This is a genomic window from Taylorella equigenitalis ATCC 35865 (genome assembly GCF_000276685.1).
In the GTDB taxonomy this organism is placed as follows: Bacteria; Pseudomonadota; Gammaproteobacteria; order Burkholderiales; family Burkholderiaceae_B; genus Taylorella; species Taylorella equigenitalis.
On the sequence record NC_018108.1, the window covers coordinates 1,626,353 to 1,647,951 of the forward strand.

The 21,599-nt window shown below is 40.2% G+C and carries 30 protein-coding genes; 5 read left to right on the forward strand and 25 right to left on the reverse strand.

Going from position 1 to position 21,599, the window contains the following annotated elements; all coding sequences use genetic code 11:
• Positions 1-2: 2 nt before the first annotated feature.
• A complete protein-coding gene (locus KUI_RS07485) occupies positions 3-707 on the reverse strand; it encodes a c-type cytochrome (RefSeq protein ID WP_013521694.1) in 705 nt (234 codons plus the stop codon).
• A 186-nt stretch (positions 708-893) separates the two neighbouring features.
• Between KUI_RS07485 and yihA the strand changes: the two genes are divergently transcribed.
• On the forward strand, positions 894-1,505 hold the full coding sequence (yihA, locus tag KUI_RS07490; RefSeq protein WP_013521695.1) for a ribosome biogenesis GTP-binding protein YihA/YsxC: 612 nt from the start codon (positions 894-896) through the stop codon (positions 1,503-1,505).
• Between the two features lie 63 nt (positions 1,506-1,568).
• Here yihA and KUI_RS07495 read toward each other — a convergent pair whose 3' ends face one another.
• Entirely contained in the window at positions 1,569-2,057 is a 489-nt protein-coding gene (locus KUI_RS07495) for a DUF943 family protein (RefSeq protein ID WP_014840637.1), read from the reverse strand.
• 183 nt (positions 2,058-2,240) lie between these two features.
• Here KUI_RS07495 and hemB point away from each other — a divergent pair, with 183 nt between their 5' ends.
• Positions 2,241-3,254 carry a porphobilinogen synthase gene (gene hemB, locus KUI_RS07500; protein ID WP_014840638.1) on the forward strand — a complete coding sequence of 338 codons (1,014 nt, stop codon included), beginning with the start codon at positions 2,241-2,243 and terminating at the stop codon, positions 3,252-3,254.
• 80 nt (positions 3,255-3,334) lie between these two features.
• On the forward strand, positions 3,335-5,224 hold the full coding sequence (locus KUI_RS07505; protein WP_014840639.1) for a cytochrome c biogenesis protein CcdA: 1,890 nt from the start codon (positions 3,335-3,337) through the stop codon (positions 5,222-5,224).
• 47 nt (positions 5,225-5,271) lie between these two features.
• Here KUI_RS07505 and KUI_RS07510 read toward each other — a convergent pair whose 3' ends face one another.
• The 23 genes from KUI_RS07510 to rplN form a co-directional block, all read right to left on the reverse strand.
• Positions 5,272-6,534: a DUF2254 domain-containing protein gene (locus KUI_RS07510; protein ID WP_013521699.1), complete on the reverse strand. Its 1,263-nt coding sequence runs from the start codon at positions 6,532-6,534 to the stop codon at positions 5,272-5,274.
• 3 nt (positions 6,535-6,537) lie between these two features.
• Positions 6,538-7,731, reverse strand: a complete 1,194-nt coding sequence (gltS, locus tag KUI_RS07515; RefSeq protein ID WP_014840640.1) for a sodium/glutamate symporter — start codon at positions 7,729-7,731, stop codon at positions 6,538-6,540.
• On the reverse strand, positions 7,732-8,757 hold the full coding sequence (locus KUI_RS07520; RefSeq protein WP_014840641.1) for a formimidoylglutamase: 1,026 nt from the start codon (positions 8,755-8,757) through the stop codon (positions 7,732-7,734).
• Positions 8,758-8,853: 96 nt separating this feature from the next.
• Positions 8,854-9,153: a T6SS amidase immunity protein Tai4 family protein gene (locus KUI_RS08205; RefSeq protein WP_081447338.1), complete on the reverse strand. Its 300-nt coding sequence runs from the start codon at positions 9,151-9,153 to the stop codon at positions 8,854-8,856.
• On the reverse strand, positions 9,138-9,332 hold the full coding sequence (locus tag KUI_RS07525) for a hypothetical protein (protein WP_225972093.1): 195 nt from the start codon (positions 9,330-9,332) through the stop codon (positions 9,138-9,140). The genes KUI_RS08205 and KUI_RS07525 overlap by 16 nt, the downstream gene beginning before the upstream one ends.
• Positions 9,333-9,443: 111 nt before the next feature.
• Positions 9,444-9,833, reverse strand: coding sequence for a 50S ribosomal protein L17 (gene rplQ, locus KUI_RS07530; protein WP_014840642.1), 390 nt, complete (start codon positions 9,831-9,833; stop codon positions 9,444-9,446).
• Between the two features lie 72 nt (positions 9,834-9,905).
• Complete coding sequence (locus KUI_RS07535; RefSeq protein WP_013521705.1) at positions 9,906-10,889, reverse strand: DNA-directed RNA polymerase subunit alpha; 984 nt, start codon at positions 10,887-10,889, stop codon at positions 9,906-9,908.
• Positions 10,890-10,991: 102 nt separating this feature from the next.
• The gene (gene rpsD / locus KUI_RS07540; protein ID WP_013521706.1) at positions 10,992-11,615 is read right to left on the reverse strand and encodes a 30S ribosomal protein S4; all 624 of its coding nucleotides are present in this window, start codon (positions 11,613-11,615) and stop codon (positions 10,992-10,994) included.
• 25 nt (positions 11,616-11,640) lie between these two features.
• A complete protein-coding gene (rpsK, locus tag KUI_RS07545; protein WP_013521707.1) occupies positions 11,641-12,039 on the reverse strand; it encodes a 30S ribosomal protein S11 in 399 nt (132 codons plus the stop codon).
• Between the two features lie 16 nt (positions 12,040-12,055).
• A complete protein-coding gene (gene rpsM / locus KUI_RS07550; protein WP_013521708.1) occupies positions 12,056-12,421 on the reverse strand; it encodes a 30S ribosomal protein S13 in 366 nt (121 codons plus the stop codon).
• A 28-nt stretch (positions 12,422-12,449) separates the two neighbouring features.
• Positions 12,450-12,563 carry a 50S ribosomal protein L36 gene (gene rpmJ, locus KUI_RS08210; RefSeq protein WP_003805360.1) on the reverse strand — a complete coding sequence of 38 codons (114 nt, stop codon included), beginning with the start codon at positions 12,561-12,563 and terminating at the stop codon, positions 12,450-12,452.
• A 22-nt stretch (positions 12,564-12,585) separates the two neighbouring features.
• Positions 12,586-12,804, reverse strand: coding sequence for a translation initiation factor IF-1 (infA, locus tag KUI_RS07555; RefSeq protein WP_013521709.1), 219 nt, complete (start codon positions 12,802-12,804; stop codon positions 12,586-12,588).
• 11 nt (positions 12,805-12,815) lie between these two features.
• Positions 12,816-14,183 carry a preprotein translocase subunit SecY gene (secY, locus tag KUI_RS07560; protein ID WP_014840643.1) on the reverse strand — a complete coding sequence of 456 codons (1,368 nt, stop codon included), beginning with the start codon at positions 14,181-14,183 and terminating at the stop codon, positions 12,816-12,818.
• 10 nt (positions 14,184-14,193) lie between these two features.
• Positions 14,194-14,637: a 50S ribosomal protein L15 gene (gene rplO, locus KUI_RS07565; protein WP_013521711.1), complete on the reverse strand. Its 444-nt coding sequence runs from the start codon at positions 14,635-14,637 to the stop codon at positions 14,194-14,196.
• 10 nt (positions 14,638-14,647) lie between these two features.
• Positions 14,648-14,833, reverse strand: coding sequence for a 50S ribosomal protein L30 (rpmD, locus tag KUI_RS07570; RefSeq protein ID WP_013521712.1), 186 nt, complete (start codon positions 14,831-14,833; stop codon positions 14,648-14,650).
• A 3-nt stretch (positions 14,834-14,836) separates the two neighbouring features.
• Entirely contained in the window at positions 14,837-15,358 is a 522-nt protein-coding gene (rpsE, locus tag KUI_RS07575; protein WP_014840645.1) for a 30S ribosomal protein S5, read from the reverse strand.
• A gap of 13 nt (positions 15,359-15,371) precedes the next feature.
• Entirely contained in the window at positions 15,372-15,737 is a 366-nt protein-coding gene (rplR, locus tag KUI_RS07580; protein WP_013521714.1) for a 50S ribosomal protein L18, read from the reverse strand.
• Positions 15,738-15,758: 21 nt separating this feature from the next.
• Positions 15,759-16,292, reverse strand: coding sequence for a 50S ribosomal protein L6 (gene rplF, locus KUI_RS07585; protein WP_013521715.1), 534 nt, complete (start codon positions 16,290-16,292; stop codon positions 15,759-15,761).
• A 14-nt stretch (positions 16,293-16,306) separates the two neighbouring features.
• Positions 16,307-16,702: a 30S ribosomal protein S8 gene (rpsH, locus tag KUI_RS07590; RefSeq protein WP_013521716.1), complete on the reverse strand. Its 396-nt coding sequence runs from the start codon at positions 16,700-16,702 to the stop codon at positions 16,307-16,309.
• A gap of 10 nt (positions 16,703-16,712) precedes the next feature.
• Positions 16,713-17,018: a 30S ribosomal protein S14 gene (rpsN, locus tag KUI_RS07595; protein ID WP_013521717.1), complete on the reverse strand. Its 306-nt coding sequence runs from the start codon at positions 17,016-17,018 to the stop codon at positions 16,713-16,715.
• Between the two features lie 11 nt (positions 17,019-17,029).
• Positions 17,030-17,569 (reverse strand): 50S ribosomal protein L5, encoded by a 540-nt coding sequence (gene rplE, locus KUI_RS07600; protein ID WP_014840646.1) that lies wholly within the window; start codon positions 17,567-17,569, stop codon positions 17,030-17,032.
• A 9-nt stretch (positions 17,570-17,578) separates the two neighbouring features.
• Positions 17,579-17,899 (reverse strand): 50S ribosomal protein L24, encoded by a 321-nt coding sequence (gene rplX, locus KUI_RS07605; protein WP_013521719.1) that lies wholly within the window; start codon positions 17,897-17,899, stop codon positions 17,579-17,581.
• Positions 17,900-17,911: 12 nt separating this feature from the next.
• Positions 17,912-18,280, reverse strand: coding sequence for a 50S ribosomal protein L14 (gene rplN, locus KUI_RS07610; RefSeq protein ID WP_013521720.1), 369 nt, complete (start codon positions 18,278-18,280; stop codon positions 17,912-17,914).
• A gap of 464 nt (positions 18,281-18,744) precedes the next feature.
• Here rplN and KUI_RS07615 point away from each other — a divergent pair, with 464 nt between their 5' ends.
• Entirely contained in the window at positions 18,745-20,064 is a 1,320-nt protein-coding gene (locus KUI_RS07615) for a Na+/H+ antiporter family protein (protein WP_013521721.1), read from the forward strand.
• 81 nt (positions 20,065-20,145) lie between these two features.
• Positions 20,146-21,483: a Na+/H+ antiporter family protein gene (locus tag KUI_RS07620; protein WP_013521722.1), complete on the forward strand. Its 1,338-nt coding sequence runs from the start codon at positions 20,146-20,148 to the stop codon at positions 21,481-21,483.
• Positions 21,484-21,599: the final 116 nt, after the last annotated feature.

The window sequence follows — 21,599 nt, forward strand, 5'->3', positions numbered from 1 at the left end:
GACTATCTTAATCCTGCAGCATAATCCGCAACGGCTTTCATATCATCGATACTCATACGATTTGCGATAGTACCCATCATATTTTCTGTGCCACCGTTTTTACGAAAACCGTCAGCAAAGGCTCTAAGCTGACCGTAAATATACTCAGGATGCTGACCCGCTAAGAAAGGGAACTCATCTGGCATACCTCTACCCGCTACACCATGGCAAGCAGCACACGCAGGAACGTTACGCTCTGGGATACCTGCACGCCAAATCTGACGCCCTTTATGTACAAACTCTAAATCTCCAGCATGTTGAGAATTAGCTGGTCCAGTTAACTTTAAACCAGACACATATGCTGCAATATCAGCTCTATCTTGGGGCGTAAGCGAAGGTGCAATAGCCATCATGACCATCGCATTTGTAAATCCTTCATAATTATTACGATGCTTTTGTGTGCCTTCAGGTGTAAGGTCTAGATTATCTAACTGCTTAATAATATAGCCAGCAGGATGACCAGCTAAAGAAGGTTGAGTTGCAATAACACTATTAGCCCCTTCACCATGACAAGAAAAGCAAGGTATCACACCACGCTCAGCATCACCCTGAGTGAATAGGAGTTCTCCTCTTTTTGGGTCAGGTGTAATAACATCTTGAGCTAGTGCAGTCTGCGTACAGGTAGCTAATGCTAACGCAATACCGAGACCTTTTAATAATTGTTTCATAGATAAAAACCTCAACCTACATAATGTATGGGCTATATTTTACAAAAATTCATGAAAAATTATTAGTGGCAATGCACTTCATTAAACTTTTTAAGAAAAAATTTTCAACTATATATTTATTCAAAATGAAGGATTACTTTTTAGAATTGTAAAATAAATAATCCAGTTTCGATTTATGAGGTTCTAGTGTCCCTCCTACACAGAGCAAAATTTTTTGTTTCAGCATCTCAACTAAATCAATTACCTGAACCCTCAGTCCCAGAAGTTTGCTTTGTGGGTAGGTCAAATGTTGGTAAATCCTCTGCTATCAACGTGTTGGCTAATCAGAGACGCCTTGCCTATGCTTCTAAAACTCCAGGACGTACTAGGCTTATCAATCTATTTGGTATTCCTAGCAAAGACGACCCTGACCAGGCGGCAGCTTTTTTAGTAGACCTTCCAGGATACGGATATGCTTCTGTGGCTCAAAACACCAAAGAGGAATGGGCGGAAGTTCTTGGCAGCTACTTAAGAACTCGCTCTTCACTGGCTGCCGTTGTGTTACTCATAGATATACGTAGGGGTTTGACTACTCTCGATAAATTACTGATAGATTGGATTGCTCCTTACGAAATCCCACTTATAGTTTTGCTTACTAAGGCTGACAAACTGCCATACGGTCAACGCAAAACAGCTACCTTTGGGATAAATAAATCCATAAAGCAGATAAAAGATCTAAAAGTAATTCCGTTTTCTTCTACTGAAAGAATTGGTATCGAAGAGACCGAGAAGGCTATATTGCATTATCTCGGGTTGTAGGATTGGGGTGCCTATTGTTAGGGGTGCTTATTGTTAGGGATGTCTATTGAAAATTTCCACTAGTCATTCTGATTTTACGTATTTACCATTTAATAACCTGTAATCCTGATTTTTCAAAGATACCAATTCTGAAATTTCGTCTCCGACTACGTAGATAAATATATTTGCTTGAAATTTCCCATCGGGTAGGCAACGCTTTTCATCCTTTATTTCTCTATAACAAATTAGAAACCTGCCAGAAATATTTAAATCAAAAAATTCAGGTTCTTCGTACTCTTCAAATTGACCGTAAAGTCGGAAAATACTAATCATAGTCAAATAATTTTGAATTAACTCAGATTTTTTTAAAATTTTTGGTTTTTCGGATTCCCACCATTTGAAAAATTTCGACTTACTGTAGGGAAGATCCTTAACAAAAAGGTATTTGATTGTGTGGCTATAATAACTATCAAACTTTAAAATTATTTTTGGGTCAGATTTTGGCAATGCAAAAACAAGCATTAGCACCACCATATATAAAAGCATGACGAACAAGAGAAGATATTTCTTCATTCTATATCCGACCTTCAAGAGTTACATTGGCATTCATATTGACAAAAAATGGCTTTAATCCAAATACAGGATTTAGTCGAAAAGAATAAAATTACAAAATAATTGATTACCTCAATAATGTAAATTGGTCATTTCCTAAAGCAAGATTTAAAATCAAGTTATCCATATTTTTTCAGTTAAATCATGTATTCATTATTGCCACCAAAATACCCTACTCAAAGACTTCGCCGAAATCGTAGAGATGACTTTTCTCGTCGCCTCGTACAAGAAAATCACCTGAGTCCATCTGACTTTATTTATCCAGTGTTCGTGCAAGATGAACAAAAAGAGCCTGTTGCGGTAGCTTCGTTGCCAGGGGTCTTTAGACATAGCATTGAAAGCCTGCTTCCAGTTGCTGAAGAATGCGTAAAGCTCGGAATCCCTGTTATAGCTTTATTTCCAGCGGTGGACTCAAACCTTAAGACCCCCGATGGCATCGAAGCCTGCAATCCTGATGGATTGATTCCACGAGTTGTTGAGAGACTTAAGAAAGAGTTCCCCGCTCTTGGCATTATGTGCGATGTGGCTCTCGACCCCTATACAAGCCATGGTCAGGACGGCATTATCGACGAAAATGGTTATGTTCTAAATGATGAAACTATTGAAGTTCTGCGAAAACAAGCTCTCACTCAAGCTCAAGCTGGTGCGGACTATGTAGCTCCAAGCGATATGATGGATGGACGCATAGGTAGGGTGCGTGAAATATTGGATGACCACGATTTGATTTATACAAAAATCATGGCTTATTCTGCAAAATATGCCAGCTCGTTCTACGGACCATTCCGTGATGCCGTGGGTTCTACTAGCAATCTAGGTAAATCAAATAAATTTACATATCAAATTGATCCTGCTAATAGATTAGAAGCTTTCCACGAGGTTGCTGCCGATATTCAAGAGGGTGCTGATTTAGTGATGGTCAAGCCAGGATTACCTTATTTAGATATTTTACGAGAAGTTAAGGATATGTTTGCTAAACCTACATTTGCCTATCAAGTTAGTGGTGAATACTGCATGTTGAAGGCGGCAGCTGCGAATGGATGGATAAATCATAATGCCGTTATGATGGAATCCTTGCTATGTTTTAAACGTGCGGGTGCAGATGGGATTTTGACTTATTCTGCTATTGAGGCTGCAAAATTATTAAAAGTCATGTTATAAATGTTTTAAATAGTTTCTTATAAATACTTAAAAAAAATTAATTATGTAAAATTGTCGCTCTCAAAATTCTAACTGAAATTATGAATAAAATTTTCCGAGTATTTTTACTAATTTTATCCTTGTTAGGTTTAGGTTTAAGCAGTACAGTAGGGGCACAGAAGTCGTTATTGCCAGGAGTTGAACTTAATAGTCAGCCTGAGTTTCTCGAACCCAATCAAGCATTTAAGTTAATGGCAAGTATAAACGACGGAAAAAAGCTTCGACTTAGATTTGACATTGCTCCTAAATATTATATGTACCGAGAGCAGTATATTTTTTCGGTTATTCAAAATGGTGCATACACAAATAAACTTGAACCCACAAATATACCAAAAGGCGTTTTAAAGTTTGACCCTACTTTCAATAAAGAGCTAGAAGTCTATCACGATAAAGTTGATATAGATTTTGACCTACCTTCAGGTGGTGAAGCATTTACTTTGGAAGTGCATTCGCAGGGTTGTGCTGAGGCTGGGTTATGCTACCCTCCTTCATTTCACTTCATCCCTATTGCTCCGACTAAGGACGGATATGAGATTACATTGCCAAACCCAATTGTGAGTTCGGGCGATAGTGGTGTATTAGAAGATTCTGAGGGCAGTCACGTAGGAACAACATGGTTTCAAGTACCTCTTAGCGAGGAGTCTTGGGCAGATTCGGTAGGTGCGAGCTCAGATGAAAGTTCTGCTAGTGATCAGCTCTCTGACGGAACTACTAATGTGGCTGTAAGTAGTACTCGAAGTGACACTGGAAGCGGTAAATTCTCATTTAAAACCCTTCTTCAAAACAATGATTTAGCCATCGCCGACTTCCTACAAAACAGTAGTGTTGGTCTGATGATTTTAGGAGCGTTTTTACTTGGTGTTTTATTATCCTTTACGCCTTGCGTTTTACCTATGCTTCCTATCCTATTATCGGTTTTAGTTGGTAGCTCTTCACGTAGCATGGCTACGGCTGGCGGTATGCCATTGAGTGAAACTACTAACACTAGCACTAAAAAACCTAATTCTTTGCGATTAACACTATTTTATGTATTCGGCACAAGTATCGTTTACACGATTTTAGGTGTGATTGCTGCGAGTATCGGTGCATCACTATCAAATTGGATTCAAAATCCATGGGTGATTGCTGTGTTCGCACTGTTTTTAGTTGCGTTCGCACTATCTATGTTCGGTGTTTTCACATTCCAAATGCCTAGTTCCATTCAGTCAAAGCTAACGGTCTTGCAAAATAAATTACCTGCAGGTAGTGGCTTGGGTGCAATGCTTATGGGCATGATCTCTGCTTTGATTGCTGGTCCGTGCGTTGCCGCTCCGCTTGCTGGCGTTTTATTATTTATCTCTCAAACTGGCAATATTGCTTTAGGAGCTTTGATATTATTTGTTTTGGCCTGGGGTCAGGGTACATCCTTAATAATATTAGGAAGTAGCTCTCATGCTCTACTGCCTCGTGCTGGTCGGTGGATGAATAAAGTTAAGATAGTATGCGGTGTGCTTTTATTAGCTGCAGCTGGATGGATGGTATGGCCTTTGGTAAATGGGCTTGGAGACAGCTCTAAAGTCTCTGAACACGGCTTGGCAGATGTAATTAAAGTTGAAAGCATTGAAGGCTTTGAAAAAGCTTTGAACACTTCGGTGACTGAAGGCAAACCAACCATGCTTTATTTTTCTGCAGAATGGTGCGTATCTTGCCGTGAATTAAAACACTTTACTTTTTCTGACCCGAAAGTTCAGGAAGCTTTAAAAGGATTCCGTGTTATCGAAGCAGATGTAACAACAAATAAGGCTGAGCACCGAGATTTGCTTAAAAAGTTCAAATTATTCGGACCTCCTGGTTTGATTTTCTTTGATAATAAAGGACGTGAAATTCCTAAACTACGTATTGTGGGATTTGAAGGTCCTGATGAATTTTTGAAGAATTTAGAAAAACTTTAAATACAATTAATACACGAGGAGCCCTTAGAAATTCTAACTCTGAATTGCTATTGAGGCTCCGTACTTTCTACTTCAAAAAGCTCTTTGTGCTTCTCTTCAATTTTTAAATAATCATCTTTATATTCACATGCAGCTTCATTTCGCTCAAGGGCTTGATTAGCAATTCTTCGAGCCTCTTGTACTATCGAAGGATTGGGCGAATTGCGAGAGATGCCAGCTAAGATTTTTTGAGCTACAATCCCAACTTCTACACTACCTGCACCATCACGTGTTATTGGATTCATAAACTCATTTAACCATTCACCCGCATTCGTTGGTGCCATATAAATTCGATTGTATTTAGCAGGTTCTTGTTCTGGCAATGGTTCTACTACCAAGCTCATCATACTGTTCATAGCTTGAATTGCCGTACCTTGATCGTTAATTCCAGGAGATAATGCTTTGGCTGCAACCTCCGAAAGTACAACAAATCCCCAGCCAGGATCTTGCTTGTAATTTCTTTTTGAATCTACAAGTATAGTTGACTTTAAAGTCGCTCTTTGTTCTGGTTCTAATTCCTTTGAAACCTTTAAAATAGGCGTATCTTGAAAGACAAGATCCCCAGGACGTGTAACTACTTCAATATAAATATCCAAGTCTTCGGCAAGTTTTTGCAATCCACTTACATTAATATTTACAACAAATCCTGCTTTCTTCATAAAAAGCTGAACAGGATTAACTCCGTTCCACTCCAAATTCCAGCAAGCCCCAAGAGTAGGATTTTTGTAGTGCTCAATAATCGATGCACGAGTTTTGTCATGAATTTTCTTTATGGTATTTTCCATACGTCCAAGTTCTGACAATGTACGCACCCACATAATCAGTCGTGCGACGACATGAAGCAACATAAGCAATGAACTAAAAAACAGAATAAAAATTCCGTTTTGTGAATAGTATCCAATTCCTAATGCAATCTTAGCGATAATCGCATAAATAAATGCCGCAATAAAAGTGGCAATAGTCCTGCGTGTATTATCATCACCCATAACCAGCTCAGTAGCACGTGGAGTAGCGGCACTAGAAGCTGAAGCAGCAGCAGAAACCATAATAGAAAGCGAAAACGTACTGACCGCAAGCATACTACTAGCTAACACGTCAATTAAGCTATCTACAGTTTTAAGTTTGATATCAGGAAGAAAATCGTGAGGTATGAGAGAACCGAAATAATTGGCCATCAAAACCCAAAATACAGCAAACAAGCCCCAACCAGCAGGTTCAATCCATAGCCTATTGCTAGGTCTATTAAGAATTAATAAAAAACGTTGAAACATAAACTATTTAACTAGATAGTTAATCAACCAAGTATGCCAAGGAATTGATACTACATCTATAAGAACAGCACCGCACAATGGGATAATTAAAAAGGCTTTTGGTGAATGCACACCGTACCTTTCTGTGACAGATGACATATTTGCTACTGCGTTTGGAGTAGCTCCTAAGCCATGACCTATCATACCTGCACACATAATCGCAGAATCGTATGATTTTCCAAGCATTCTAAATAACACAAAAACTGTTAAACCTACAAGGCAAAGTACTTGAATCACAAGCATGATGATTAGAGGACCGGCTACATCTGCAAGCTCCCAAAGACGCATATTCATCATCGCCATAGTTAAGAAAAGTCCAAGAGAAATTTCTGCAATAAGATTTACGGCTTTCTCATTTAAAGTAACTACGTGAACGATATCATTAAAATTACGAAGCACAATTGCTACCAACATAGCCCCCACATAAGCTGGCAATGAATACCCTGTATGCATTGTAAAAATACCAGCTATGTACTGACCAATAACCATAGATACCAGCAACAAAGCCAATGTGCGGATAAATGTATACGCACTGACCTCTGTATGTTTATCGTGTTTAGTTTCAAATGTGATATTTTCAGCTTCGATTTTTAAATTATGTTTTCTAATTAAATAGCCTCCAACTGGTCCGCCTAATAGACTGCCTGCAATAAGTCCAAAAGTAGCGGCCGCAATGGCAACTGCCGTAGAAGAGCTAACACCTAAATCCTCAGCCATACTGCCGAAGGCAGCAGCATTGCCATGACCACCCTCGAGAGCTACGGCACCAGACATAACCCCCAGAACAGGATGAATATCAAACATAGAAGCGAGCAAAATGCCCAATCCGCTTTGATACAAGGCAACAAACCAACAAAGCAACAAATATACGACCAACGCCTTACCGCCAGTTTTAATCAAAGTATAACTACCGCCAAGCCCCACTGTCGTAAAAAATGCGACCATAAGTGGCGACTGCAATTGAACATCAAACAACAAGTCGATCCCGAAAACCTTTTTTAAAATCAAAACTGTAATGCTGGCAATAAACCCGCCAATCACAGGAGTTGGGATTAGGAACCTTTCAAAAAACTTAACATTTATACGAAGCGTGCGACCGATAAGCAGCATGACACATGCAATCAAAAGAGTTGTTACAGAATTGAATTGTATGTGCATCTATAGTCCTCCGTGAACAAATTCATAAACAATGTGAGCCGCTAATTTAGCAGTTCTCGAGTCAATATCAAAATTTGGGTTCAATTCCGCTATTTCGAGCAAAATCACTTTTTTCATATTAAATATATGTCGTAAAAGCGGATGAATTACATTGTAGCCTACACCAAGTGGTGCAGGTGCACTAACTCCAGGAGCGTGAGCTTGAGGAAAAACATCCAAATCTATGCTTATGTGAAGAAAATCAACTTGATTAATAAACACATCCATTGCGGATATTAGCTCAGCAATCGGCTTGGAATTCATCTCGTAGTCAAAAATATAACTAACGCCCATTTCTTTAGCACGGTCAAATAATACTTTAGTATTGGATTGAGTGGCAATACCCAAGACCATATACTTCGCATCATCATAAGCGTGTAGACCTTGATAGAATGGTGTGCCTGAAGTTGAATAGCCGTGAGTCCAGTCTTGTGGTGGGTTTAGTGTTTTCTTTATTTCAGGGGGCTGGCCAGATTTGAGCGAATTGTTGAACACATGGAATTCGGGAGGTTCCGGTGTTTTAGGAGGCTCTCGCAAATCAAAATGAGCATCGAAATTGATAATGCCCAGTTTTTTATTTTGGGATCTTGCATACTGTGTAGTTGCTAGCAACGAGCCGAATGCAACCTCGTGCCCTCCTCCAAGTACTATGTTTTTATTATGTTCACTTAAGTGAGGCAGTATCGTTTCAGCGAGCAGAGTTTGTGCATTTTCAAGGTTGCTATCTTCACATGAAACTGTACCTAAATCTTGAATTAAAAGAGGTTTATGAACAGCAAAGCCTGCAAGCTGTTTACGAATTAAATTTGGTGCTTGGGCGGCTCCAATTCGTCCATGATTTCTTCCAACACCCTCATCAGATGCAAATCCTACAATGAAGTTATCGGCTGGTTTTTCTGTAGTAATGCAATTATGAATGCGGGCATGTGCCTCACCTTCACCATCTGAACGTCCAGTCCATTCAAAATCTTTTAATAATTTAGCCAAAACAAATTCTCTAAAGGCAAATTGAGAATGCCTATTTTAAATGATTGTGTTGAGACTATTCAAAATCTATTTTTTAGATGTGTTTTCCGACTTAGATTATTCAGAATTTAGTATTTTTTGAAATTCAGCATCCATATTTTTTTTGTATTCAATATATGTCTCGTATGGATTATCTATGTATTTTTTCGCTAAATCATCTAATTCTTTACTGTAGAACAAGTCCATACATTTTAAAAAGGTGTATTTAGGCTTTTCTTCAGGATCGTCCATAGGATGTTCATATCGACGAGCTAGATATTTCTGTGATAACTCCGTTACTGCTGACGGACCATTATCTAAATCATATAAAGCCCATAAATCTAAAGCGTGATAACTAGCTGCTATATCATGAGATATCTCATTTCCCCTTGATAGCCTTTATAAAGGCATTTAGCTAGCACCATATATTTAAACACTTGTGCATGAGTTCTTTCAGGAGCTTCAGGGACAGTTATATTTGCATCTTGAGAGTATGAAAGGGTATTCAACCCTAGGAACAAAAACATTGCCACAAACAAAAAATTAAACTTTTTCATCATATCCCCCAAAAGCAAATCAATCCTAATTAAATGCTAACGATTTTAAATAAAAAAAACCTAGCAACGGCACGCATCGCTAGGTTTACAAAAATACTAAAAAGACAAGAACTATTCGTCTACTTCTTCGCCCTCTGTAGGCTCTGGACGATCAACAAACTCCATGTAAGCCATAGGAGCATTGTCTCCTTGACGAAAGCCCATCTTAAGTACACGAGTGTAGCCACCTGGACGTTCTTTGAAACGCGGACCAAGCTCATTAAAAAGCTTAGCAACAGCAGCACGATCACGTAGACGTGCGAATGCCAAACGTTGATTAGCTACTGAATTCTCTTTTGCTAAAGTAATTAGAGGCTCAATAATACGACGAAGCTCTTTTGCTTTTGGCAATGTAGTTTTAATCGCTTCATGTTGGATTAGTGAAACTGACATGTTTCTGAACATTGCCAAACGATGGCTTGATGTTCTATTTAATTTACGGAGACCTTGACGGTTACGCATGATTTTTCCTTTCGAATCTAAAAAATACGGGTCTTCTATCCTCGGAGGGCGGCCCGTTTAGGTTAACTAAAATTACGGACGATCGAGACCAATAGGAGGCCAGTTTTCAAGTTTCATACCTAATGAAAGACCGCGTGCTGTAAGAACGTCTTTGATTTCGTTAAGAGATTTACGGCCAAGGTTAGGTGTTTTAAGCAACTCGTTTTCAGTCTTCTGAATAAGGTCGCCGATATAGAATACGTTTTCTGCTTTAAGGCAGTTAGCTGAACGAACTGTAAGCTCAAGATCATCAACAGAACGAAGTAATACAGGGTCGATTTGCGGTGTGCCACGTGCAGGTGCTTCGTACATATTTGGAGATCCTTCAAGCGAAGCAAATACGCTAATTTGGTCCATAAGAATACGAGCAGCTTGACGTACTGCATCTTCAGGAGTAAGTACACCGTTAGTTTCGATATCAAGAATTAGCTTGTCTTGGTCAGTACGTTGGCCAACACGTGCATTTTCCACTTCATAAGATACGCGACGAATCGGGCTGTATGATGCATCTAAAATAATACGACCGATTGAGTGATGGCGATCCTCGCGAAGTGCACGTACATTGCCAGGAACATAGCCACGGCCTTGTTCTACTTTGATGTGCATATCAAGTCTACCGCCCTCTTGCAAGTTAGCGATAACGTGATTTGGATTTATGATTTCTACATCATGAGGCAACTCAATATCAGAAGCTCTAATTTCACCAGGTTCAGATTTCGATAAAGTTAAAGTAACTTCCTCGCGACCGTGTAATTTAAATACCACACCCTTAAGATTTAAGAGAATATCTACAACGTCCTCTTGAACGCCCTGAATAGATGCATACTCATGCACAACGCCTGCGATTTGTACTTCAGTAGCCGCGTAACCAGTCATAGAAGACAAAAGAATGCGTCTTAGGGCATTGCCCAAGGTATGACCAAACCCACGTTCAAACGGCTCCATTACTACTTTTGCGTGGAACTCGGTAATTGGATTAACTACTATTGTTCTTGGTTTTAAGAAAGCTTCTGACATAATTTTCCTTTTCAATACCCTCGGCTCGTTACACCGATAAGGCTGATGGATAATAAAAAAATATGCAGTACATTACAGGATGGCAATGCACTGCAAGTCGGATTATCGAGAGTAAAGCTCGACGATTAGTGATTCGTTGATGTCACGAGCAACATCTGCACGATCAGGAACTTGTTTAAATGTACCTTTAAATTCTTTAGGCTCAACAGAAACCCACTCTGGGAAACTTAAGCTCTCAGCTAATTCAAGAGAATCTTTAATGCGAATTTGACCTTTAGATTTTTCACGTACTGAAACTACGTCACCTGCGTTAACAATCATAGACGGGATATCAGCTTTTTTACCGTTAAGCTCGATTGCACCATGGCTTACTAATTGACGTGCTTCAGCACGAGTAGAGCCAAAACCCATACGATATACTACGTTATCTAGACGTGATTCAAGAAGTTGAATCAAAGTTTCACCAGTATTACCGCGACGACGCTCAGCCTCAGCAAAATATTTGCGGAATTGCTTTTCAAGTACACCGTACATACGTTTTAGTTTTTGTTTTTCACGTAATTGTGTACCGTAATCTGATGTGCGAGCACCAGATGTACGTCCATGCTGACCCGGTTTAGATTCAAATTTACATTTAGAATCTAATGGGCGACGTGCGCTTTTTAGAAAAAGATCAATACCTTCACGACGTGAAAGTTTACATTTAGGACCTGTGTAACGTGCCATTTATTTTTGTTCCTTATAGTTGCTACTAGATACGACGGCGCTTAGGAGGACGGCAACCATTGTGCGGAACAGGAGTTATATCTGAAATGCTAGTGATTTTGATACCTAAAGCATTTAATGCTCGCACAGAAGATTCGCGACCAGGACCTGGACCTTTGATGCGTACATCTAATGAGCTGATACCATATTCCATAGCAACACGTCCCGCTGACTCGGCTGCAACCTGAGCTGCAAAAGGCGTCGATTTACGTGAGCCTTTAAAGCCCGCGCCACCCGACGTCGCCCATGACAAGGCATTGCCTTGACGGTCAGTAATTGTGATGATGGTGTTATTAAAAGAAGCATGAACGTGGGCAATACCCTCGCTTACTACTTTTCTTACTTTTTTACGCGCACGAGTTGCGCTGTTAGAAGCTTTTGCCATTGTTTAGCTACTCCGATTATTTCTTCAACGATTGAGCCGCACGACGAGGACCTTTACGTGTGCGTGCATTAGTACGAGTGCGCTGACCACGTACAGGCAGACCACGTCTGTGACGCATGCCACGATAAGTTCCAAGGTCGATAAGACGCTTAATCGAAAGTTGAACTTCACGACGCAAATCACCTTCTACTGTAAATTCACCGACTTTTTCACGAATTTTTTCTAATTCATCATCGGTTAAGTCTTTTACTTTTTTAGTAGTCTCAACGCCTGCAGCCTCGCAAATTAAACGAGAGCGAGAACGTCCAATACCATAAATAGCAGTTAGACCGATTTCAGCATGCTGATGCGGCGGAATATTAATACCTGCGATACGAGCCATGTATTTTCCTCTATGATTGCATCAAGGATTAACCCTGACGTTGCTTATGTCTTGGATCTGTGCAGATTACACGCACAACTCCGTGACGTTTAATAATTTTACAATTGCGGCAAATACGCTTTACCGATGCCATGACTTTCATTTGTCACTCCTAAAATAATCCACTACTTAGAGCGGAAAACAATCCTACCGCGATTTAGATCATATGGAGTCAATTCCACAGTCACTTTGTCGCCCGGAAGAATACGGATGTAATGCATCCTCATCTTTCCCGAAATATGACCTAATACGATATGGTCATTTTCCAGTTTTACACGAAATGTAGCGTTTGGTAGATTCTCAATTACCTCACCCTGCATTTGAATTACGTCGTCTTTAGCCATGAATCTACACCTTATCTCATTGGTACATTACCGCGGAAATTTGATTTCTTAAGTAAGGCATCATACTGATGTGACATCAAATACGCCTGAACTTGAGCCATAAAATCCATAGCAACTACCACAATAATTAGTAGAGATGTACCACCAAAATTAAATGGGACATTTCTCCATTGCATACGTAAGAACTCTGGCATTAAGCATACTAATGTAATGTAAATTGCACCCACCAATGTCAAACGCATTAAAATCTTATCGATATATTTAGCTGTGTTTTGACCTGGTCTAATACCTGGTACAAATGCTCCAGATTTTTTAAGATTGTCTGCTGTCTCACGGCTATTAAATACAAGAGCTGTATAAAAGAAGCAGAAAAATATAACTAACGCTGCGAATAATGTTGTGTATAGAGGCTGTCCTGGATGCAAAGATGCAGACAAATCACTTAGCCAACGAACCTGCTTAGCTCCTGAAAACCACTGAATAGCAGTAGCTGGCAACAAAATAATAGATGATGCGAAAATTGGAGGAATCACACCAGCCATATTAATCTTAAGTGGTAGATGTGAAGACTGACCACCCATGATTTTGTTTCCTACCTGACGTTTTGCATAGTTAACGGTAATACGTCTTTGTGCTCTTTCAACGAAAACCACAAGCATAGTCACACCAATTACTAAAGCAATAATAATCATAGTAGCTAAGGCACTGATTTGGTTTTGAGATACAAGCTCAAATATACCTGCCAACGCAGTTGGTAGACCCGCAACTATACCAGCGAAAATAATAATAGATATACCATTACCCAAGCCTCGCTCAGTAATTTGCTCTCCCAGCCACATAACAAACATAGTGCCAGTTACTAAGCTTATAACCGTAGTAAATACAAACATTGGACCTGGAGTATATATAAGTCCAGGGTACTGTTGCATATAGCCTTGTAGAGTCGAAGCAATTGCTAAAGCTTGCAATGTGGCAATAAGTACCGTACCGTAACGCGTGTACTGCGTAATCTTACGGCGACCCGCATCTCCTTCTTTCTTTAAGGCTTCAAGTGATGGGATAGTCGAAGTCATCAACTGCATAATAATAGATGATGAAATATAAGGCATAATCCCGAGTGCGAACACTGAAAAGCGTGAAAGTGCACCACCTGAAAACATATTAAAAAAGCCGATAATACCACCCGACTGAGAAGAGAATAACTGCTCCATAACATTCGGATTAATACCTGGCACTGGAATATGCGTACCTAAGCGATAGACAACTAAAGCCAATAACAAAAACACAAGACGTGAAGTTAAATCACCGTACTTTTTAGATCCGCCTAATTGATCTGGAAGACCTTTTTTGCTTGCTTGTGTTTTATGAGCTTTTGCCACTAATATCCCCTTACTCAGCTAAAGAGCCACCTGCCGCCTCAATTGCAGCTTTGGCACCTGCTGTAGCTTTAATACCGCGTAAAACAACCTTGCGAGAAAGCTCGCCTGATTTGATAAGTTTTACGTACTTAACAGCTTGATCTATAACTTTGGCAGCTTTAAGAACCTGAACATCAACTTCTTCTTCAGTTAATTTTTGAAGATCAGATAATCGAATTTGAGAGTAAAGGTGCTGATTAAGTGGTGTAAATCCGCGTTTAGGTAAACGACGATGAAGTGGCATTTGACCACCCTCGAAACCAACTTTGTGAAAACCGCCTGAACGAGATTTTTGACCTTTATGTCCACGTCCTGAAGTTTTACCTAGACCTGAACCAATACCACGGCCAACTCTGCGTTTAGCGTGTTTGCTTCCCTCAGCAGGTGATAATGTATTTAGTTGCATTTCAGCCATCATGAATCCTTTAGACTTCTGAAACTTTTACTAGATAGTCCACTTTGCGGATCATGCCGCGAATTTCTGGAGTATCTTGGAGAACACGACTGCTATTTAATTTTCCTAAACCTAACCCACGCACAGTAGCACGGTGATCACTTTTAGTACCAATAACAGATCGAACTAATGTAACTTTGATTTGCTTTTGTGACATGACTTATCCTAGAATTTCTTCAACAGTTTTACCGCGTTTAGCAGCAACATCTGACGGTGTCATGCAAGCGTTTAAGCCGTTTAAAGTAGCACGAACTAAGTTATACGGATTTGAAGAACCCAAACTTTTCGCTACTACATTACGAACGCCCATAACCTCGAAAATCGCACGCATAGGACCACCTGCAATCACACCAGTACCTTCAGCCGCTGGTGAAATAAGAACTGTAGAAGCTCCATGTTTACCAACTACTGTATGATGCAATGTGCCATTTGTAAGAGGAATCCTAGTCATTCCACGACGAGCTTGCTCCATAGCTTTTTGAACTGCTACAGGAACCTCGCGTGCTTTACCTTTACCAACACCAATACGACCATCTCCGTCACCAACCACTGTTAGAGCCGCAAAAGACATAGTGCGACCACCTTTTACTGTTTTACTAACGCGATTAACGGCGATCATTTTTTCGCTATAACCGTCGTCACGTTCTTGGTCAGCAGTGTTTTTATTTTGTGCTTTAGCCATTTAAAACCCTTTGTTAGAACTTAAGACCAGCTTCGCGAGCAGCTTCTGCAAGCGCTTTAACGCGGCCATGATAACGGAAACCAGCACGATCGAAAGCAACCGCCTCGATACCCGCAGCTTTAGCTTTTTCTGCTACACGTTTTCCAACGATAGCTGCAGCTGCTACATTTCCTCCGAATTTTTTGTCATTTGCTAGTTCTTGGCGAACTTCAGGCTCTAGAGTAGAAGCCGAAACTAACACTTTGTCGCCCTCTGGCGAAATAATATTTGCGTAAATGTGCAGATTGGTACGGTGTACTGATAAACGGTGAACGCGTAACTGAGCAATTTTGCGGCGAGTAGCCACTGCACGACGCAAACGAGATAATTTCTTGTCCATGATATTTCCTTGCTTGCGTTATTATTTTTTCTTAACTTCTTTGATAGCAACGTGCTCGTCTGCGTATCTAACACCCTTACCTTTATAAGGCTCAGGTGGACGATATGCACGAATATTTGCTGCTACTTGACCAACTGCTTGCTTATCGTGAGACTTAAGCACAATCTCTGTTTGCGATGGGCATTCAGCTTTTACACCTTGTGGCAATGGGTGAATAATATCGTGTGAAAATCCTAATTCAAGTTTAAGATTTTGACCTTGCACTTGAGCACGATATCCGACACCGATTAGGTTTAAGCGACGCTCAAAACCTTTGCTCACACCAGTGACCATATTATTAACTAAGGCACGTAGAGTACCTGACATAGCATTTGCTTGACGTGAGTCGTTTGCTACATCAAATGTGATTTTGCCGTCATCTAGACTAACAACAACATCATTAGTAAGCTCTTGTTTAAGCTCACCTAAAGGACCTTTAACGTTAATGCTGTCAGCGGCAATTTTAACTTCTACACCACTAGGAACTACTACTGGATTTTTAGCGACACGAGACATTCTGATATACCTCCTTACGCTACGTAGCAAATAACTTCACCGCCAACGCCCTCTGAACGAGCTTTGCGGTCAGTCATAACGCCACGGGATGTAGAAACAATAGCAACACCAAGACCATTCATAACTTGAGGAATACTGTCATGACCTTTGTATACACGAAGACCTGGACGTGACACACGCTCTATGCGTGAAATCACAGGCTCATCTTTGTAATACTTAAGTTCAATCTCAAGTTCTGGTTTAGCTTTGTCGCCACTAACTTGATAGTTTTCGATATACCCCTCTTCTTTAAGTACAGCTGCAATAGCAACTTTTAATTTAGAAGAAGGCATAGAAACTGATACTTTTTCGACTTGCTGTGCATTACGAATGCGAGTCAACATATCTGCGATTGGATCGCTCATGCTCATAATAATTCTCCTACCAGCTCGCTTTAGTCATACCTGGCACTTCACCACGCATTGCAGTTTCGCGTAGTTTGTGACGAGTTAAACCGAACTTGCTGAATACGCCACGTGGACGACCAGTAACAGCACAACGATTACGAACGCGAGTTGGATTTGCGTTACGTGGAAGTTGCTGTAATTTCAATCGTGCTTGATAACGCTCTTCGTCAGTTTTAGATTGATCATCGATAATCGCTTTAAGAGCAGCACGCTTAGCTGAAAACTTCTCAACTAATTTTGCACGCTTGATATCACGATTTATAAGTGAAAGTTTAGCCACTATATCGCCCCTTAGTTTCTGAACGGGAAGTTAAATGCTTTTAGCAAAGCTTTAGCTTCTTCATCTGTCTTAGCTGACGTGGTGATACTAATATTTAAACCACGTAAAGCATCAATTTTGTCATATTCAATTTCAGGGAAAATGATTTGCTCTTTAACCCCTACGTTGTAGTTTCCGCGACCGTCAAATGCACGACCAGAAATACCACGGAAGTCACGCACGCGTGGCAATGCTACCGTAACTAAACGATCGATAAATTCATACATACGCTGACCACGAAGAGTCACCATACAACCAATCGGATAGTTTTCGCGAATTTTAAAACCTGCAATCGCTTTACGAGTTTTAGTAATTACTGGCTTTTGACCTGCAATCTTAGTTAAATCAGCTACTGCATTTTCTATAACTTTTTTATCTGAAACAGCCTCTGAAACACCCATATTAAGTGTCACTTTAGTGATGCGAGGCACTTCCATATCGCTTTTATAGTTGAATTGAGATTTCAATTCACCAACGATTTTGTCTTTATATAATTCTTGTAAACGAGCCATATTCACCGCCTATGCTTTAACGCCAACGACTTCGCCGCTACTACGGAACACACGCACTTTACGACCGTCTTCGTCTTTAAATACAACTTTATCCGCTTTTCCTGAAGCTGCATTAAAGATCTTCACGTTGGAAATATGGATAGGTAAGTTTTTAGATACAATCCCGCCTGGATTATTAGCCATAGGATTAGGTCTAGTGTGCTTTTTAACTACGTTAATACCTTCAACGATTACGTGATCAGCATCAACTCTCTCAAGTACTACACCGCGACGATTTTTGTCGCGACCAGCGATAACAATAACTTCATCACCCTTACGAATTTTTTGCATAGTACCGTCCCCTTAAATAACCTCAGGAGCCAATGAAACGATCTTCATAAAACGCTCTGTACGTAATTCACGAGTTACAGGGCCAAAGATACGAGTACCAATAGGCTCAAGTTTAGAGTTAAGAAGTACAGCCGCATTTCCGCCGAAGCGAATAAGCGATCCATCTTTACGACGTACACCTTTAGCTGTGCGAACAACTACTGCGTTATATACCTCACCTTTTTTAACGCGACCGCGAGGTGCGGCATCTTTAACGCTTACTTTGATGATGTCACCAACTGAAGCGTAACGGCGCTTTGAGCCGCCTAACACTTTAATGCACATAATGCGGCGTGCACCAGTGTTATCAGCCACGTCTAACGTGCTTTGCATTTGTATCATGATGTCAATCTTCCGATTTATAAATCCAACTTAATTATTAAGTGACAGAAGATTAATCCTAGCTGAGGGCCGAACGAATCTCTATATAAAGTCAAATAACAATCAGTTTTGGTTAGCAAAATTGCTTAAAAAATTTTCTAAATTTCTTTAAAAATTAGAAAATTTAGTTTTATGGGTAAGCTACTACAAGTTTTTTAGTTTTAGTATTAGCTTAAAAAACCTTTATATTTTCTCTTATGTATTTTATTAAAAACCGCATAAAGAAAATTTTTTAAAAAAAGATTCTACTTAAAATAAGTTGCTAATGCAAGTTTTTATGCAAAACTATTATATACAAGCGTTTTTTTTTATCAATTTTGGTAATTAAACCACAAATTTTTGTAAGGGCAAACACCTATTTATAAATAAATCTTAAATTTTACGTGTATCTTTTTTAGTAACGTTTAATTTTTTTGGAGGGTGTTATGAACGCAGTTGTGTTAGCAGTGATAGTCATGCTTGTACTAGCAGTGTCACGTGTGCACGTCGTTCTTAGCCTTCTTATTGCCGCTTTAGTAGGGGGCTTAGCCTCTGGTCTATCACTTTCTGAGACTATTAAAGCATTCGAATCTGGATTGGGTAATGGTGCTACCGTGGCTCTATCATACGCATTATTAGGTGCGTTTGCCATGGCTATTGCTCATTCAGGGCTTCCTGAGATGCTGGCTAATAAAGTGATAGTCAGAATCAAAAACAATCCACGTAATACAAATCTTAAGTGGATGGTTATTGCAATCGTTGTGGTTATGGGCATGCTTTCTCAAAATATCATACCTATACACATTGCCTTCATTCCTATAGTTATCCCTCCACTATTAGTTATTTTCAATCAATTTAAAATCGATCGTCGCATGATTGCATGTGCCATAAGCTTTGGCTTGGTCACTTGCTATATGACACTGCCTTATGGTTTCGGCGAGATATTCCTAAATCAAATCCTATTGCCAAATGTACAGCAAGCAGGTCTAGACACGACAGGTATTAGTATTATTAAGGTCATGGGCATCCCTGCACTCGGTATGATTTTCGGTCTGCTTTTTGCAATTTTTGTAAGCTACAGAAAACCTCGCACCTACTTAGATGCTGATTCTACAAATATGGTCGCAAATATGAAAGCTCCTGAAATTTCAAGTTTTAGGAGCCTTATTGCAATTGGGGCTATTGTAGTTGCATTTGTCATTCAGCTTATAACAGACTCTTTGATTATGGGTGCACTGTCTGGGTTTGCATTGTTTATCATAACTGGCGTAATCAAATGGAAAGCTTCTGAAGGCCTATTTTCAGAGGGCTTACGATTGATGTGTATGATTGGTTTTATCATGATTACAGCTCAGGGTTTTGCTGAAGTTATGAAAGCTACAAATGAAATTGAACCCCTAGTAAAAGCATCAACTGAAATTTTCGGGGGTAGCAAATTAATGGCTGCTCTATCTATGTTATCTGTTGGACTTCTCGTGACTATGGGTATCGGAAGTTCGTTTTCTACATTACCAATTATCGCTGCCATATTCGTACCAATTTGTGCAGCTTTAGGATTTAGCCCTGCAGCTACGGTTGCACTTATCGGTACTGCTGGTGCTCTAGGTGATACTGGATCTCCAGCTTCCGACTCTACTCTTGGCCCAACTTCAGGACTAAATATCGACGGTCAGCATGATCATATTAGGGATACTGTTATCCCTACTTTCCTGCATTACAACATACCTTTACTTATTGCCGGGACGATCGCAGCCTTAGTACTCTAGATAAATAATTCTTTAGCATAGCGACCCTAGGACCGGCAGGTTCTAGGGTCTTTTTTTTACTTCTTTAAAAGGAAATATATTATGAACTCAGTAGTTTTAGCCGTGATAGTGATGTTAGTTTTATCTATATCACGCGTTCACGTTATACTGGCTCTGATTGTTGGAGCCTTAGTTGGGGGTCTGGCCTCGGGTCTCGACATGGCCGGCACTCTGGAAGCCTTTTCCAAGGGCCTTGGCAATGGGGCCGAAACCGCCCTCTCATACGCATTGCTTGGTGCCTTCGCAATGGGCATCGCTCACTCAGGGTTGCCTGAATTTATAGCAAGTAAGGTAATTGAAAGCACCAGGAGAAATCCCAAAAGCACTGCCATCAAGTGGGCTGTAGTCTGCGTTCTGTTCTTGCTTGGATGCTTCAGCCAAAACTTGATCCCAATTCACATCGCATTCATACCAATTGTAGTGCCTCCACTAATCGTTATATTTAACACATTTAAAATGGACCGACGCATGATTGCTTGCGCATTAAGCTTCGGTATGGTTGCTTGCTATATGGCTATTCCTGTTGGGTTCGGTGATATATTTATCAACAAAATCATCATACCAAACGTTAATCAAGCTGGTGCCCAATTCGGTCTAGATGTTAGCAATGTTAACGTTATCGGTGCGATGGCTATTCCGTTCCTAGGTATGTTCTTAGGTCTTTTAGTCGCTGTTTTCATATCCTACAGAAAACCTCGTGAATATCGCACTGTTGAAACAGTTGCGGACAGCTCCTTACAAAGCCAAGATCAGCCCCAATACTCAACCTTTCGCAATATGGTTGCACTTGCTTCAATCGTAGTTGCCTTCGTAGTACAACTCGCTACAGACTCACTTCTTATGGGGGCAATGCTCGGTTTCGCCTTATTCCTAGTAACTGGCATAATTAAATGGAAAGAGGCCGACGGCATATTTACCGAAGGTCTAAAAATGATGTGCATGATTGGATTTATCATGATTACGGCTCAAGGCTTTGCTTCCGTAATGAATGCCACCAACGAAATCGAACCTCTAGTACGTTCATCAATTAGCATATTTGGCGGAAGCAAAATTATGGCTTCATTTGCTATGCTCGCAGTAGGCTTATTAGTAACAATGGGTATCGGTAGTTCCTTCTCGACCATCCCAATTATCACAACGATTTTCGTGCCTATTTGTGCGAATCTTGGATTCAGTCCAGAAGCAACCCTTGCATTAATCGCAACTGCAGGCGCTTTGGGCGATACAGGCTCTCCTGCATCCGACCAAACCCTCGGCCCTTCATCTGGTTTGAACGTTGACGGCCAACACGACCACATCAAAGACACTGTGATACCTACTTTCATCCACTTTAATATTCCGTTATTAATTGCGGGTGTAATTGCTACTATGGTTCTATAAGTATTGGGGTGGCAATGCTTAAGTATTGCCACTAGAAAAGTTAAACGTTGCTATTAAACTAAATCCCCTAAATTTTGTGTGGAATCTAAGTTCTTGATTTACTTTCTAGATAGAAA

What these genes read in the sequence shown, in the direction of transcription:
- rpsK (WP_013521707.1), bottom strand. Translation starts at nt 12,039, where the DNA reads ATGGCAAAAGCTTCTAACAGCGCAACTCGTGCGCGTAAAAAAGTAAGA.
- KUI_RS07510 (WP_013521699.1), bottom strand. Translation starts at nt 6,534, where the DNA reads ATGTTTCAACGTTTTTTATTAATTCTTAATAGACCTAGCAATAGGCTA.
- KUI_RS07615 (WP_013521721.1), top strand. Translation starts at nt 18,745, where the DNA reads ATGAACGCAGTTGTGTTAGCAGTGATAGTCATGCTTGTACTAGCAGTG.
- KUI_RS07535 (WP_013521705.1), bottom strand. Translation starts at nt 10,889, where the DNA reads ATGTCAGAAGCTTTCTTAAAACCAAGAACAATAGTAGTTAATCCAATT.
- rpmD (WP_013521712.1), bottom strand. Translation starts at nt 14,833, where the DNA reads ATGTCACAAAAGCAAATCAAAGTTACATTAGTTCGATCTGTTATTGGT.
- rplF (WP_013521715.1), bottom strand. Translation starts at nt 16,292, where the DNA reads ATGTCTCGTGTCGCTAAAAATCCAGTAGTAGTTCCTAGTGGTGTAGAA.
- rplO (WP_013521711.1), bottom strand. Translation starts at nt 14,637, where the DNA reads ATGGCTGAAATGCAACTAAATACATTATCACCTGCTGAGGGAAGCAAA.
- rpsE (WP_014840645.1), bottom strand. Translation starts at nt 15,358, where the DNA reads ATGGCTAAAGCACAAAATAAAAACACTGCTGACCAAGAACGTGACGAC.
- rplX (WP_013521719.1), bottom strand. Translation starts at nt 17,899, where the DNA reads ATGCAAAAAATTCGTAAGGGTGATGAAGTTATTGTTATCGCTGGTCGC.
- gltS (WP_014840640.1), bottom strand. Translation starts at nt 7,731, where the DNA reads ATGCACATACAATTCAATTCTGTAACAACTCTTTTGATTGCATGTGTC.
- KUI_RS07485 (WP_013521694.1), bottom strand. Translation starts at nt 707, where the DNA reads ATGAAACAATTATTAAAAGGTCTCGGTATTGCGTTAGCATTAGCTACC.
- KUI_RS07495 (WP_014840637.1), bottom strand. Translation starts at nt 2,057, where the DNA reads ATGAAGAAATATCTTCTCTTGTTCGTCATGCTTTTATATATGGTGGTG.
- KUI_RS07505 (WP_014840639.1), top strand. Translation starts at nt 3,335, where the DNA reads ATGAATAAAATTTTCCGAGTATTTTTACTAATTTTATCCTTGTTAGGT.
- rplQ (WP_014840642.1), bottom strand. Translation starts at nt 9,833, where the DNA reads ATGCGTAACCGTCAAGGTCTCCGTAAATTAAATAGAACATCAAGCCAT.
- rplR (WP_013521714.1), bottom strand. Translation starts at nt 15,737, where the DNA reads ATGGACAAGAAATTATCTCGTTTGCGTCGTGCAGTGGCTACTCGCCGC.
- KUI_RS07525 (WP_225972093.1), bottom strand. Translation starts at nt 9,332, where the DNA reads ATGAAAAAGTTTAATTTTTTGTTTGTGGCAATGTTTTTGTTCCTAGGG.
- rpsD (WP_013521706.1), bottom strand. Translation starts at nt 11,615, where the DNA reads ATGGCACGTTACACAGGTCCTAAATGTAAACTTTCACGTCGTGAAGGT.
- infA (WP_013521709.1), bottom strand. Translation starts at nt 12,804, where the DNA reads ATGGCTAAAGACGACGTAATTCAAATGCAGGGTGAGGTAATTGAGAAT.
- KUI_RS07620 (WP_013521722.1), top strand. Translation starts at nt 20,146, where the DNA reads ATGAACTCAGTAGTTTTAGCCGTGATAGTGATGTTAGTTTTATCTATA.
- rplN (WP_013521720.1), bottom strand. Translation starts at nt 18,280, where the DNA reads ATGATACAAATGCAAAGCACGTTAGACGTGGCTGATAACACTGGTGCA.
- hemB (WP_014840638.1), top strand. Translation starts at nt 2,241, where the DNA reads ATGTATTCATTATTGCCACCAAAATACCCTACTCAAAGACTTCGCCGA.
- rpmJ (WP_003805360.1), bottom strand. Translation starts at nt 12,563, where the DNA reads ATGAAAGTCATGGCATCGGTAAAGCGTATTTGCCGCAATTGTAAAATT.
- rplE (WP_014840646.1), bottom strand. Translation starts at nt 17,569, where the DNA reads ATGGCTCGTTTACAAGAATTATATAAAGACAAAATCGTTGGTGAATTG.
- rpsM (WP_013521708.1), bottom strand. Translation starts at nt 12,421, where the DNA reads ATGGCTCGTATCGCAGGTATTAATATTCCGCCGCATCAGCATGCTGAA.
- rpsH (WP_013521716.1), bottom strand. Translation starts at nt 16,702, where the DNA reads ATGAGCATGAGCGATCCAATCGCAGATATGTTGACTCGCATTCGTAAT.